Below are 12820 nucleotides of genomic sequence, written 5' to 3' on the forward strand. Positions count from 1 at the left end.
TGCGACGTCAGCGATCGCTCAAGATGGCCTCGTCGACCAGCTCGGCGATCTCGCCGGCCAGCGGCGCAGACGACAGCGGCTTGCCATCCAGCGTATGCACCCGCGCGGCGAGCGTGATGCTCGAAACCAGCCAAACTCCTTGTGCGGCAAACAGATCGGCTGGCCGCAGATTGCGGTAGTCGCAGTCGTAGCCCTTGTTGCGCGCCACCTCGAACAGTGCCTGTTGCGTGGTGCCGCGCAGAATCGGATACCACGGCGGCGGCGTCAGTAGCGCGGGGTTCCCATCGAGTTCGGTCGCGATCACCACCGTCGACCGCGGCCCCTCCAGGACGTAGCCGTCAGAGCTGACGAAGATCACGTCCCCGGCACCCTGCTGCTCCGCATGCCGCAGCGCTGCCATGTTCACCGCGTAGGACAACGTCTTCGCACCCGCCAGCAGCCACGGCATGTCGGACGCCCCTTCGGCGGGCAGGCCGCGCGCCAGCGTCACCGCCGCCACGCCGTTACGCCTGGCCTCGGCGACCCGCGCGGCCAATTGCCCGATTGTCGCGAACGCCGTCGGCGGCGATCCGCTTTCCCTGCCGCGGCTGTACACCAGCCGAAGCACGCCCTCGCCTTCGCCATCGGCAAGCCAGCGTGCTACCCCCGCAGCGACGGCCGCCCGCCACTGCGGCAGGTCGGGCTCGGGCAGATCGGCCATTCGCGCCGACTGCGTCAACCGGGCCAGGTGCGCCTCCAGTAGGCATGGGCTGCCGTCGCGCACCAACAGCGTTTCGAAGACGCCGTCGCCGCGCACCGCTGCCAGATCGTCTGCGAAAAGCAGTGGCGCCGCGGGGTCGTGCAGTTGGCCGTCGAGGGTGACTACGACTCCGGGTTGGCTGGCCATGGCGTAGCAGCCTAGCCCGTAGAGTTGAAGGCATGTCCGCAGTTCCCGCGCCTGAGACCGGACCGGACGCAGGTGCCGTGTGGCACTACGGCGACCCCCTTGGCGAGCAGCGCTCGGCCGCCGACCACGCCGTCGTCGTCGACCGCTCGCACCGGGCCGTGCTGACGCTCACCGGCAGTGAGCGCAAGAGCTGGCTGCACAACATCTCCTCGCAGCACGTCAGCGAGCTCCCAGATGGCGCGGTCACGCAGAATCTGAGCCTCGACATGCAGGGACGTGTCGAAGATCACTGGATCCAGACCGAGCTCGACGGCGTCACTTATCTGGACACCGAGCCATGGCGCGGCGAACCGCTGCTCGCGTTCCTGCGCAAGATGGTGTTCTGGTCCGACGTCGCGGTCGAACCGGCCGAACTGGCGGTGTTGTCACTACTCGGCCCGCGGCTGGCCGATCCCGAGGTGCTCGAGGCGCTCGGCGTCGATTCGCTGCCCGGCGAAGGCACCGCTGTGGCGCTCGAAAGCGGCGGTTTTCTGCGGCGAATGCCAGGTAAAGGCATCGAGTTGGACCTTGTCGTACCCCGCGAACAAGCCGCCCAGTGGCGACAGCGACTCGTGGACGCCGGGGTCAGGCCTGCAGGCGTGTGGGCATACGAAGCCCATCGGGTGGCGGCGCTGCGGCCGCGTCTTGGCGTGGACACCGACGAGCGGACCATCCCGCATGAGGTCGGTTGGATCGGCACGGCCGTGCACCTCGACAAGGGTTGCTACCGCGGCCAGGAAACCGTCGCTCGCGTCCATAACCTGGGCAAACCGCCGCGCATGCTGGTGCTCGTTCAGCTGGACGGCTCGGCGGATCGCCCGGCAACCGGCGATCCTCTGCTGGCGGGCGGGCGCAGCGTCGGCAGGCTGGGCACCGTCATCGACCACGTCGACGACGGGCCCATCGCCTTGGCGCTGCTCAAGCGTGGCCTGCCGGCGGACACGCCGTTGACCACGGGCGGGGAAACGGAGGTCGCGGCGGTGATCGATCCCGATTCGCTACCCCCCGCCGATGTGGTCGGAGCGGGCCGAGTCGCGGTGGAACAGCTGCGCGGCCGCGGGCGTTGAGGTAGTCGGCTGACTGATCGGGCCTGACTCACGGCTCAGCCGGGAGCGGGCCTGCCAGCACGCGACAGCCGGGCACGGTAAAGTGTTGGCAGGACAATAAAGACACACAGATCGGAGCCGCCTAAAAATTGGGCCGCTCCGTTATTGCGCGAGGGGGTACCCCCATGGGCCGCGGCCGGGCTAAGGCAAAGCAGACCAAGGTTGCTCGTGAGCTCAAATACAGCTCACCGCAGACTGATTTCACCCAACTTCAGCGCGAGCTGGCTGGGTCGGACGGCTCTGGCGATCTCAACGGCACCGACGGATCGGGTGACGAATGGGCGCCCGATGAGGACGACTGGCGCATCAAGCCCTAGAAGCGGGGGTGCTGGCCCACCAGGCTGGCACGGGCGCTGTCCTTGCTGCCCTTCTTGACGGTGCCAAGCGTCCAGCAATCCAGATGCCTGGCGGTCAACACGGCCAGCGCGCGGTCGGTGTCCTCCGGCGCGACGACGGCGACCATGCCGACACCCATGTTGAACGTCTTCTCCATCTCCACCCGGTCGACGCGGCCACGCTGCGCGATCATCCCGAACACCGGCGCGGGCGTCCACGTCCCGCGGTCGATTTCGGCGACGAGGCCGTGGGGGATGACACGCTCGAGGTTTCCGGCCAGCCCGCCCCCGGTGACATGGCAGAACGTCCGGACCTGGGTTTCGGCGGCCAGCGCTAGGCAGTCCTTGGCGTAGATGCGGGTCGGCTCGAGCAACTCTTCGCCGAGGGTGCGGCCGAACTCCTCGACATGGCCCGCCAGGTTCATCCGGTCGATCTCCAGCAGCACCTTGCGCGCCAACGAGTAGCCGTTGGAATGCAGGCCCGTCGCCGCCATCGCGATGATCACGTCGCCGGGCTTGACCCGCTCAGGTCCCAGCACGTCGTCGGCCTCAACCACGCCGACGCCGGTGGCCGAGATGTCGTAGTGGTCGGGTGCCATCAGTCCCGGGTGTTCGGCGGTTTCGCCGCCGAGCAGCGCGCAGCCGGCCATCACGCAGCCGTTGGCGATGCCTGACACCAGTTCGCTGACCCGTTCGGGAACCGTGCGGCCGACGGCGATGTAGTCCTGCAGGAACAACGGCTCTGCGCCGCACACGACCAGGTCGTCGACCACCATCGCGACCAGGTCGATGCCGACCGTGTCGTGCTTGTCCATGGCCTGGGCGACGGCCAGCTTGGTGCCGACACCGTCGGTCGACGAAGCCAGCAGCGGTTCGCGGTAGCCGCCGCGCAGCGCGAACAGCCCGGCGAATCCGCCGAGCCCGCCGCGCACTTCGGGTCTGGTGGCCTTCATGGCCAGCGGTTTGAACAATTCGACGGCGCGGTCACCGGCTTCGATGTCCACCCCAGCCGATGCGTAGGAGATGCCGTGTTGTTCGGCTTGATCCGTCATCGACAGCAAGGCTACCGTCGTTGCCCACCCGCCGGTAACCGGTCGATCATCAGCCTTCCCGCAGATCGGCTCGCACGATCACCTCCGGTGTGAGAACGTGACCGACCATGAAAACAGTTCGCTGGTTTGCGTTGGTCGCCACGGCGATCGTGCCGGCTTCAACGGTCCTGTCAGCGCCCGCATCGGCGACTCCCGGCGTCGGCATCGACGCGGTCATCATCTCGCAGTCGACCGTCAACGGCGTGGACTACATCACCAAGGAGATCACCATCCAACCCGGCGGCAGCACCGGCTGGCACTATCACGACGGCCGGGTGTTCGGCGTGGTCCGCGAGGGCACCCTCACCCGCACGATGGGGGATTGCTCCGACGTCGTCTCCCCCGCCGGCTCAGCAGTCACCGAGGAAAGCGGGTCGAATCACGTGCACAACGGCCGCAACCTGGGGCCTGACCCAGTGGTGCTGTGGGTCGACTACATCGAACCCGCGGGCAGCCCTCAGGCCGTCGATGTACCCGATCCGGGCTGCGGCGTCGCCTGAGGACAATTTGGGTATCCGGCGTCGGTGTCTACCGACAAGACCCGCTGCCTGGTAACGGGAGCGACCGGCTACATCGGTGGCCGGTTGGCGCCGGTGCTGCTGGACCGCGGCCATGCGGTTCGCACTCTGGCCCGCAATCCGGACAAACTGGCCGCGGTGCCGTGGCGGGAACGTGTAGAGGTGGTTCGCGGTGATCTCGGCGAACCGGATTCGCTGACAGCAGCGTTCGAAGGCGTCGACGTCGTCTTCTACCTCGTGCACTCGATGGGCACTTCGCAGGACTTCGTGGCCGAGGAAGCCCGCTCAGCGCGCAACGTCGTCGCGGCGGCGCGCCGCGCGAATGTCAAGCGACTGGTGTACCTCGGCGGGCTGCACCCGCCGGACGTCGACCTGTCGCCTCATCTGCGATCGCGAACGGCGGTCGGTGACATCCTGCTCGAATCAGACATCGAGACAGTGGTGCTGCAGGCTGGAATCGTAATCGGTTCTGGCTCAGCGTCATTCGAGATGATGCGGCACCTGACCAACCGGCTGCCCGCGATGACGACTCCGAAGTGGGTGCACAACCGCATTCAGCCGATCGCGATCGACGACGTGCTGCACTATCTGTCCGAGGCGGCCGACGTCACGGTGCCGACATCACGCACGTGGGATATCGGCGGGCCGGACGTGCTCGAGTACGGCGAGGCGATGCAGGGTTACGCCGAGGTCGCCGGCCTGCGCAGACGGCTGATTGTGGCGATACCGTTTCTGACTCCGACGATCGCTAGCTTGTGGGTGGGGCTGGTCACGCCCATGCCTCCCGGCCTGGCGCGACCGTTGATCGAATCCCTGGAAGTCGACGCGGTCATGGCTGACCACGACATCGACTCGGTGATACCCCCGCCGAGGCAAGGGCTCATCGGATATCGAGACGCCGTCGCACGCGCGTTGCGGAACGGGCCGTTACCAACCGACCCGCAGTGGGCGCAGGTCGGGCGTTAGGGCCTGCGCAGCGCTGAGGCGTTGTCGTTCTCGGCCTGCAGCGGAATCCCGGTGCGCGCCGCGGTGGTCAGCATCTGCTCGATCACGTTCTTGCCCAACGCCGTTTCGCCGGGCAGTTCGATCGGGTAGTTGCCGTCGAAGCAGGCCGTGCACAACCGCGAGGCGGGCTGCTCGGTGGCCGCGACCATGCCGTGCTGCGAGATGTAGCCGAGTGTGTCGGCGCCGATCGCGTGCCGCACCGCCTCGAGCATCTCGTCCTCGTTTTCGACGGCGTTGGCGATCAACTCGGCAGGGGTGGCGAAGTCGATGCCGTAGAAGCACGGCCACTTCACCGGCGGCGAGGCGATCCGCACATGCACCTCGACGGCACCCGCTTCACGCAGCATCCGCACCAGGGACCGCTGGGTGTTGCCGCGCACGATCGAGTCGTCGACGACGATCAGGCGCTTGCCGCGGATGACCTCTTTGAGCGGATTGAGCTTGAGCCGGATGCCCAGTTGGCGAATGGTCTGCGACGGCTGGATGAAGGTCCGCCCGACGTAGGCGTTTTTCGTCAGGCCCTGCCCGTAGGGGATGCCGGACTCCTGCGCGTAACCGACGGCGGCCGGAATGCCGGACTCGGGCACACCGATCACCAGGTCGGCCTCGACCGGCTTCTCCTGGGCCAGCCTGCGGCCGATGTCGACGCGGGTCTTGTGCACCGATCGGCCTGCGATCGTGCTGTCGGGCCGGGCCAGATACACATATTCGAAGACGCAGCCCTTCGGCGACGGCGGGGCAAAGCGACTGGAGCGCACGCCGTCGGCGTCGATGGCCAACAGTTCACCGGGCTCGATGTCGCGGACAAACGACGCGCCGACGATGTCGAGCGCCGCCGTCTCCGAGGCGACCACCCAGCCACGATCCAGCCGCCCCAGCGACAACGGCCGCACGCCGTAGGGATCGCGGGCCGCGTAGAGGGTGTTCTCGTCCATGAACGTCAGACAGAACGCGCCGCGGACCGTCGGCAGCAGCTCGAGTGCGGCCTGCTCCAGCGTCGCGTCGGCAGCGCCGTGGGCCAGCAGGGCGCCAAGGATGTCGGAGTCGGTCGTGGCTGCGGGCGCGCCACGCGTTCCCAGCAGCCCGGCGTCGCGGGCGCGGGCAGCCAGTTCGGTGCCGTTGACCAAGTTGCCGTTATGGCCGAGCGCGACGCCGGTACCGGCGGCGGTGTTGCGGAAGACCGGCTGGGCGTTCTCCCAGGTCGTGGAGCCGCTGGTGGAATAACGACAGTGGCCGATGGCGACGTGGCCCTCCATGGCGGCCAGCGTCTGCTCATCGAAGACCTGGCTGACCAGGCCGAGGTCCTTGAACACGAGCACCTGCGAGCCGTCGGCGACGGCGATGCCCGCCGCCTCCTGGCCGCGGTGCTGAAGCGCGTACAGGCCGTAGTAGGTGAGTTTGGCGACTTCTTCACCCGGCGCCCAGACGCCGAATACGCCACACTCTTCGCGGGGTTCTGGATCGGTCTGCTGCTGGCCGGTCACAATATGGCTGCTCCCAGGGCGGGGTGGGTAGACGTGTTCAGTCTACGGCTACCACCGAGTAATCACGGAATCGCGGCAAAGTGTCGCGCAACACATCAACAAACTGCCGGCCCCAGACATTTCCGCATCTCCGTTACCGACCGTCGATTGTGACCAAGGGCAACCACTGCCCGATCTCATTTGCGCGCGACCCGGACAACTGCACAGCGCCTGTGGCGGCGGCGTCGGCGACGTCGAGCAGTCCGGCGGCGAGCAACAGCCAGGTGCGTGGATCGGTTTCGACGACGTTGGGCGGATTGCCGCGCCGATGCTCGGGCCCCGAAATGCATTGCACCGCAATGAACGGCGGCACACGAACTTCCACGCTGGCGCCCGGTGCCATGGCAGCCAGGGTGCGCGCGGTCAACCGCACCGCCTCGCCGAGCTCGGATCGGCCCGGTTCGGGGCGGTTGGGATCGTGCAACCACTCGGCGACGGCTGACACTGCGGCGCGGGTCTTCGCCGGATCGACACTGCGGCGGGCGGCCATACCTTAGATTCTCAAAGTGCATGTCGACCGCCACCGGCCGCCCTACAAAACAGCCGGCGCGGTCCTTCTGGTGATCGTCGCGGCGGTTGCATCCTTCATCTATCTGGAATTCCGCGGCGCGCTGTCCGGAAAGACTCAGTTGACTCTGCTGTCGCCGCGGGCGGGCCTCGTCGTCGAGCCCGGCGCGAAGGTGACGTACAACGGTGTCGAGATCGGTCGCGTTACCCGAATCGCCATGACCGACGAACGCGGCGCCCCGATGGCCAGGATGACGCTCGACGTGAAACCCGGTTACATTCAATACATTCCGGTCAATGTCGCGGTCGAGATCCAGGCTACGACGGTGTTCGGCAACAAGTACATCTCGTTCAGCTCACCGGAACACCCTTCACCGCAACGTATTTCGTCTCACGACGTGATCGACGCAACGGGCGTGAGCACAGAATTCAACACGTTGTTCGAGACGGTCACGGCGATCGCCGAGCAGGTGGATCCGATCAAGCTCAATCAGACGCTGGCCGCCGCCGCCGAGGCAATCACCGGGCTTGGTGACCGGTTCGGGCAGTCGCTGCAGAACGGCAACGAGATCCTCGACGACCTCAATCCGCAGCTGCCGCAAATCAATGAGGACACTCGCGAATTGGCCGATATTGCCGACGTCTATGCCGACGCATCCCCCGACTTGTGGAACGGGCTGGAAAACGCGGTACGGACCGCGCAGACCTTCAATGAGCACAGCGCCGACATCGATCAGGCGCTGATGGCCGCTGTCGGGTTCGCCAACGACGCCGCCGACAGCTTCGAACGCGGCGGGCCGTATCTGGTCCGCGGCGCCGCCGACCTGGTTCCCACGACGCAACTCCTCGACACGTACCAGGGCGAGATCTTTTGCACCATCCGCAAGTTCTCGAACGTCCAGAAGCGCTCGGCGGCGGTGCTCGGCGGCAACGGCTACTCGCTGGCCTCAGCGTCGGGCGTGCTGGCGGGAGCGGGCAATCCGTACGTCTATCCGGACAACCTGCCGCGGGTGAACGCCCGCGGCGGTCCCGAGGGGCGGCCCGGCTGCTGGCAGGACATCAGCCGAAACCTGTGGCCCGCGCCGTACCTGGTGATGGACACCGGCGCATCCATCGCGCCGTACAACCACGTCGAGCTCGCCCAGCCGTTGTTGGTCGACTACGTCTGGGGCAGACAGGTCGGCGAGTACACGATCAACCCATGACGGTTGACCTCAAGAATTGTTGAGGTTCTACGTTGGGGTCATGACGTTCAAACCGCATGAACTCGACTTCCTGAAGCAGGCCGAACTGGGCCGGCTGGCGACCATCCAGCCCGATGGCACACCACAGAACAGCCCGGTGGGGTTCAGTTACAACGAGGAACTTGGCACCATCGACATTGCGGGCTATCGGATGTCGAAGAGCCAGAAGTTCCGCAACATCGCTCACAACAACAAGGTGGCGTTCGTCGTCGACGACATCACCTCACGCGACCCGTGGCGGGTGCGCTGCCTGGAAATCCGCGGCACAGCCGAACAGGCCGAGATTCCGCCTTCACACGGCGCGGCAGGCGACGAACTCGACACCGCGATCATCCGGGTGACGCCGCGGCGCATCATCAGCTTCGGCATCGACGATCAACTCAGCGAGCCCCATCAGCTACAGGCGGACCGTCGCGACGTCTAATTCTTACCCGTCGGTGCCTAACGCACCAAATAGTGCCTACTTGCGGTTCCCGCAGTGGCACCTAATGTGGAAAGCCCCCTGCCACAACGCAATAGATGGAGCGCGCCCCGAATGGCCACCTTGAGCTTCGGAGTGATGCTGTACCCGGACGCCTCACTGTTGGAGCTGCCCAAGCAGTTCCGCTGGCTCGAAGAACTCGGTTTCGACCAAGTTTTCCTACCCGACCACAGCTCGGATCTGCGTGATCGCGACGGTGCCTGGTTCGATGGCTGGAGCGTGCTGCCGCTGGCCGCCGAGGCCACCGAACGCATCCGCATCGGCACACTGGTCAGCAATCCGATTCTGCGACCTGCCGCGACGTTGGCCCGGCAGGCGCTCACCGTCGATCACTTATCGGGCGGTCGCCTGGACCTTGGCATCGGGGCCGGGCTGTTCGAATGGGACCACCACGCCGTCGGCGAGGAGCCGTGGTCGCCGCGCGAACGCGCCGGCCGCTTCGCGGACTACGTTGCGATTCTCGACGGCATACTGCGCGGCGACGAAGAGCGCTTCACGCACAACGGTGAATGGCTTTGGGCAAAAGACGTTCCGACCGCCCCGCGATCAATCCAACGACCGCGTCCGACCCTTATCACGGGTGGTCAATCACCGACCGTCCTGCGCGTCACCGCCGAGCGCGCCGACGTCTGGAACACCATCGGCCCCATCACCGACGACGCCGACGACATCGTCGCGGTCACAGCTCGCCAGAACAAACTGCTCGATGAGCTCTGCGTGGCCAACGGCAGGGAGCCGACGTCGTTGCGGCGGTCGTACACCCCGTTCGGGCCGTTCGACTTCTGGCACCAGCCAATCTCTTTCGAGGCGCTGGTCGACCAATTCAGCGCGATCGGCATGACGGAGTTCGTCATCGAGATGCCGCCGCGTACTCGCATCGCGGAGTTCGAAAAGCTGGCCGGCCACATCATTCCGGCAATGCGCGGCTGAGCCGCATCACCTCAGTCGGGGAAGCCGAAGAGCTTGACTACGCCGTGATCACGGCCGGCGGTGTAGCCGCCGTCCACCGCGATCGCCTGGCCGGTCACGAACGACGCGTCAAGGGAGACAAGGAAAGCCGCAACCGCGGCGATCTCGTCGGGTTGACCTCGGCGGCCCAGCGCATGTTCCTCGGTGATGGAGCGCAGTGGGCCCTCCATTCCCTCCAGGCCCATCACGCTGGCCAGCATCGGCGTGTCAACGAAGCCGGGGCAGATGGCATTTGCCCGAATTCCACTCGGACCATAGTCCAGCGCAATGTTTTTCGTGAGCAACACGACGCCGCCCTTCGAGGCGTTGTATACGCTGCCGCCCGCGGTCCCCTCCAGGCCCTCGACGCTGGCGAGCGTGACGATCGAGCCGCGCTCGCCGTCCACCCGTGGCTGCTCGATCATTCCGGCCACCGCCGCCTTGGCGACCAAGAACGTCCCGGTCAGGTTGATTCCGATCACGCGTTCCCATTCGGACTGCGGCAGCAGATGGATGGGACCGCCGCCGGCCACGCCAGCGGAGTGAACGACGCCGTCGAGTCGATCAGGAACCGCGGCGAACACCGAGCCGACCGCGGATTCGTCGCTGATGTCGGCCGCCACGAACTCGAACCGCGCACCGAGATCGTCTGGCGGGGCGGCCAAGTCGGTGCCGATCACGGTGCCGCCCTCGGCCAACAGCCGACGCGCGGTCGCAAGACCGATGCCTGACGCGACTCCGGTGACGACGAATGTGCGCGAGCTCGCGCGATCAGCGCTGACCATTGGTAGACCCTAGCTGCCTGGCGCGCCGTTGCACGCCAAGAGCGGCCAGCCCGGCTGCCTGGTTCACAGCCAGGTGCGCCAGCATCGGCGCGGCCAGGCTGCCGGACCGCCTGTGCAGCCAGCCGAACAACCACCCCCCGATGCCGGTGAACAGCACGGTGCCCAGCACCGGTTGGCCAGTGACCCGGGCATCGACGATGTGCCACAACCCGAACGCCGCGGCCTGCAACAGCCGGCCGCGCGTCGGGCCGAACGCCTCTTCGGCGACGGTGCCAAGCGTGGCGCGGTAGGCGGCTTCCTCGGGCCATACCGTGCCGATCGGAATGCTCAGCAGCAGCCAGCGGGCGGGATGCTCGGGTAGCTCGCGCGCAGCCATAGCCCGGCGCACGGGCGGCAACGCACTGGTCGCGAAGACACCGAGCGCCGCGACGGCGCCTGCCGCAGAGCCGTACCGGATGCCCGACCACAACGCCGGCGGGCGCAGGCCCAGCGGCGAGCCGGTTGCTGCGACGAGTCCGGTGCCAAGCGCCGCGTTGGGAATCGGATGCCAGCGCACTCGCGGTGCGGCAAAGCTCCAGCCCACCATTGCCGCAGCCAGGCCGACCGCGCGTAACTTACTGGGCCGCATCAGTATTCGGGCCCGTCTTCGGCTTCCGTCTTCTCCAGCGCGATGCGGATGCGTTCGGTGTCGTGCTGCGTCCAGCCGTCGGGCGGGGCGACGGCGGCCCAGCCGTCGAGCACGAAGTCGCCGTAGTTGTGGCCGTGTCCACCGGGAACCGACGAGGCGTTCGTCATGTCCGCGGCCACCTGCCAGAACGTGATGATCGGATACCAGCGCATCGACGAGGTGCGGTCGCGGCCCGGCGGTTCCCTCAACCAGTCTGGGCGGTCGAACAGCAGATCCTGCGACCACCACACGATCGGGTCCGACGGATGCTGCAGAAACAGCACCCGGGTGCCCTCCCATGGCGACATCGTGTCGCTGTGAATCTCGTTGGCGTCGACGCCTTGTGAGAACCGCACGGTGCGCCCGTTGTCGTAGCGTGGGTTCACCGCCGTGGTGCCGGGATCGCGCCGCGCGATGATGCCGCTCCAGATCGGGCTGGCGTTGGGTGGCCCGACCCACAGCACCGACGAGAAGCCCATCCGCGAGATGTCCGGCAACCAGTCGAACGCGCCCTGCCCGGCCATCGAACCGAGGCTTTCGCCGTAGAGCACCAGCTTGGGCCGGTGATCGGGCGGCAGCTTGCTCCACCGATCGTGGATGGCTTCGATCATCATCCTGCCGGAACGCATCGACTTTTCTTCGTCGCCCAGAAACGAAATCCAGCTCGGCAGAAAGGAATACTGCGACCCGACGAGCGCGGTGTCGCCGTTGTACATCATCTCCAGAGCTCGCGCGGCAATCGGGTTGATCCACCCGGTGCCGGTAGTCGGGACGATGACGAGCAGCTTGCGGTCGAAGGCCCCGGTGCGCTCGAGTTCGCTCAGCAGCACCGCCATTCGGCTCTCGTCGTCGTCGGCGGTGTTCAGGCCGACGTAAACGCGCACCGGCTCCTTGGCGGGTTTACCGTTGAGTCGGGTGAGCCCGTCGGCGTGCGGACCAGTGGCGACGAAGTTGCGACCCTGGAAGCCGAGCGTGTCCCACGGCGCGAAAGACGTTGGGCTGCCGGAACGTTCAGGCTGCTGCGGCTGCACGATCCCCTCGCGGGTGGTGGTGTTCTGCGGCTGGAACACGCGGTTGGCGCCTGCCAGGAACCCGCGGACGAGCACACCGTTGATCAGGGTGATGGCCAACACGACGACGATCGCGGTGCCGATGAACAACGCCATCTCGTCGTGCAGGTGCCAACGCCTGATCAAGAAGCGGGCCATCGTCTTGATGAGGTCGAGCAGCACCCGAGTTACCCCGACGCACACCGCACCGACCAGCACCGCGACGATCAGGGTGCGCAGGTAACCCAGCGTGTTCGGGCCCTCCATGCCCATCACCGCCGACACCTGACGTTGCCATGCGGCAGCGGGGATCATCATCAGCACACACGCCGTCGCCGATCCCGCGACGATCACCGTTTTCACGGCATACATCGCCCGCCTCGGCGGCGGCCACCACTTGAGGCGACGTACCACGAAGCGCCGCAACATCTTTTCCACGAATGCGCCGATGCCGTAGCCGATCGCCGCGTTGAGCCCACCGATCAGTCCCTGGAACAGCCAGTCACGCGGGAGCAGCGAAGGGGTCAGCGAGAGGCAGAAGAACAGCGCGCCGAAAGCGATCCCGGTGAAGTCGAGGTGGACCAGGCTCCACGCCCAGACGAGTAGCGGATGTCGTTCGCGAGGTGCCCCGGTCAC

The 12820-nt window shown here is 66.7% G+C and carries 14 protein-coding genes; 7 read left to right on the plus strand and 7 right to left on the minus strand.

The features are described 5' to 3' along the window. Positions 1-7: 7 nt before the first annotated feature. A complete protein-coding gene (locus GGC64_RS19385) occupies positions 8-886 on the minus strand; it encodes an aminodeoxychorismate lyase (RefSeq protein WP_192724179.1) in 879 nt (292 codons plus the stop codon). 32 nt (positions 887-918) lie between these two features. On the opposite strand from GGC64_RS19385, the gene GGC64_RS19390 reads away from it, so the two are divergent. Together GGC64_RS19390 and GGC64_RS19395 are read left to right on the plus strand one after the other, a co-directional pair. Further along, positions 919-1992 carry a folate-binding protein YgfZ gene (locus GGC64_RS19390; protein WP_192724180.1) on the plus strand — a complete coding sequence of 358 codons (1074 nt, stop codon included), beginning with the start codon at positions 919-921 and terminating at the stop codon, positions 1990-1992. Positions 1993-2156: 164 nt separating this feature from the next. Then, positions 2157-2348: a DUF3073 domain-containing protein gene (locus GGC64_RS19395; protein WP_192724181.1), complete on the plus strand. Its 192-nt coding sequence runs from the start codon at positions 2157-2159 to the stop codon at positions 2346-2348. Here GGC64_RS19395 and purM read toward each other — a convergent pair. Beyond that, positions 2345-3418 (minus strand): phosphoribosylformylglycinamidine cyclo-ligase, encoded by a 1074-nt coding sequence (gene purM, locus GGC64_RS19400; RefSeq protein ID WP_192724182.1) that lies wholly within the window; start codon positions 3416-3418, stop codon positions 2345-2347. The genes GGC64_RS19395 and purM overlap by 4 nt on opposite strands. Before the next feature lie 107 nt (positions 3419-3525). Between purM and GGC64_RS19405 the strand changes: the two genes are divergently transcribed. Both GGC64_RS19405 and GGC64_RS19410 read left to right on the plus strand, forming a co-directional pair. Next, positions 3526-3957 carry a cupin domain-containing protein gene (locus tag GGC64_RS19405; RefSeq protein WP_192724183.1) on the plus strand — a complete coding sequence of 144 codons (432 nt, stop codon included), beginning with the start codon at positions 3526-3528 and terminating at the stop codon, positions 3955-3957. Positions 3958-3981: 24 nt separating this feature from the next. Next, positions 3982-4941 carry an NAD(P)H-binding protein gene (locus GGC64_RS19410; protein ID WP_192724184.1) on the plus strand — a complete coding sequence of 320 codons (960 nt, stop codon included), beginning with the start codon at positions 3982-3984 and terminating at the stop codon, positions 4939-4941. On the opposite strand, the gene purF is transcribed toward GGC64_RS19410, so the two are convergent. Both purF and GGC64_RS19420 read right to left on the minus strand, forming a co-directional pair. Next, on the minus strand, positions 4938-6464 hold the full coding sequence (gene purF / locus GGC64_RS19415; RefSeq protein ID WP_192724185.1) for an amidophosphoribosyltransferase: 1527 nt from the start codon (positions 6462-6464) through the stop codon (positions 4938-4940). The genes GGC64_RS19410 and purF overlap by 4 nt on opposite strands. A gap of 133 nt (positions 6465-6597) precedes the next feature. Continuing rightward, a complete protein-coding gene (locus tag GGC64_RS19420; RefSeq protein ID WP_192724186.1) occupies positions 6598-6993 on the minus strand; it encodes a sterol carrier family protein in 396 nt (131 codons plus the stop codon). 16 nt (positions 6994-7009) lie between these two features. On the opposite strand from GGC64_RS19420, the gene GGC64_RS19425 reads away from it, so the two are divergent. The 3 genes from GGC64_RS19425 to GGC64_RS19435 all read left to right on the plus strand — a co-directional run bounded on the left by GGC64_RS19425 (position 7010) and on the right by GGC64_RS19435 (position 9665). Then, positions 7010-8215, plus strand: coding sequence for an MCE family protein (locus GGC64_RS19425; RefSeq protein ID WP_192724187.1), 1206 nt, complete (start codon positions 7010-7012; stop codon positions 8213-8215). Positions 8216-8255: 40 nt separating this feature from the next. Continuing rightward, complete coding sequence (locus GGC64_RS19430; RefSeq protein WP_192724188.1) at positions 8256-8678, plus strand: PPOX class F420-dependent oxidoreductase; 423 nt, start codon at positions 8256-8258, stop codon at positions 8676-8678. A 111-nt stretch (positions 8679-8789) separates the two neighbouring features. Further along, a complete protein-coding gene (locus GGC64_RS19435; protein ID WP_192724189.1) occupies positions 8790-9665 on the plus strand; it encodes an LLM class flavin-dependent oxidoreductase in 876 nt (291 codons plus the stop codon). Positions 9666-9676: 11 nt separating this feature from the next. Here GGC64_RS19435 and GGC64_RS19440 read toward each other — a convergent pair whose 3' ends face one another. The 3 genes from GGC64_RS19440 to GGC64_RS19450 are packed head-to-tail and all read right to left on the minus strand — an operon-like array spanning position 9677 to position 12820. Next, a complete protein-coding gene (locus tag GGC64_RS19440; RefSeq protein WP_192724190.1) occupies positions 9677-10468 on the minus strand; it encodes an SDR family NAD(P)-dependent oxidoreductase in 792 nt (263 codons plus the stop codon). Next, on the minus strand, positions 10455-11096 hold the full coding sequence (locus GGC64_RS19445) for a CPBP family intramembrane glutamic endopeptidase (RefSeq protein ID WP_192724191.1): 642 nt from the start codon (positions 11094-11096) through the stop codon (positions 10455-10457). The genes GGC64_RS19440 and GGC64_RS19445 overlap by 14 nt, the downstream gene beginning before the upstream one ends. Continuing rightward, positions 11096-12820, minus strand: a complete 1725-nt coding sequence (locus GGC64_RS19450) for an alpha/beta hydrolase (protein WP_192724192.1) — start codon at positions 12818-12820, stop codon at positions 11096-11098. Before GGC64_RS19450 ends, GGC64_RS19445 begins: the two co-directional genes overlap by 1 nt.

This window comes from Mycobacterium sp. OAS707, from assembly GCF_014873705.1.
Taxonomy (GTDB): domain Bacteria; phylum Actinomycetota; class Actinomycetes; order Mycobacteriales; family Mycobacteriaceae; genus Mycobacterium.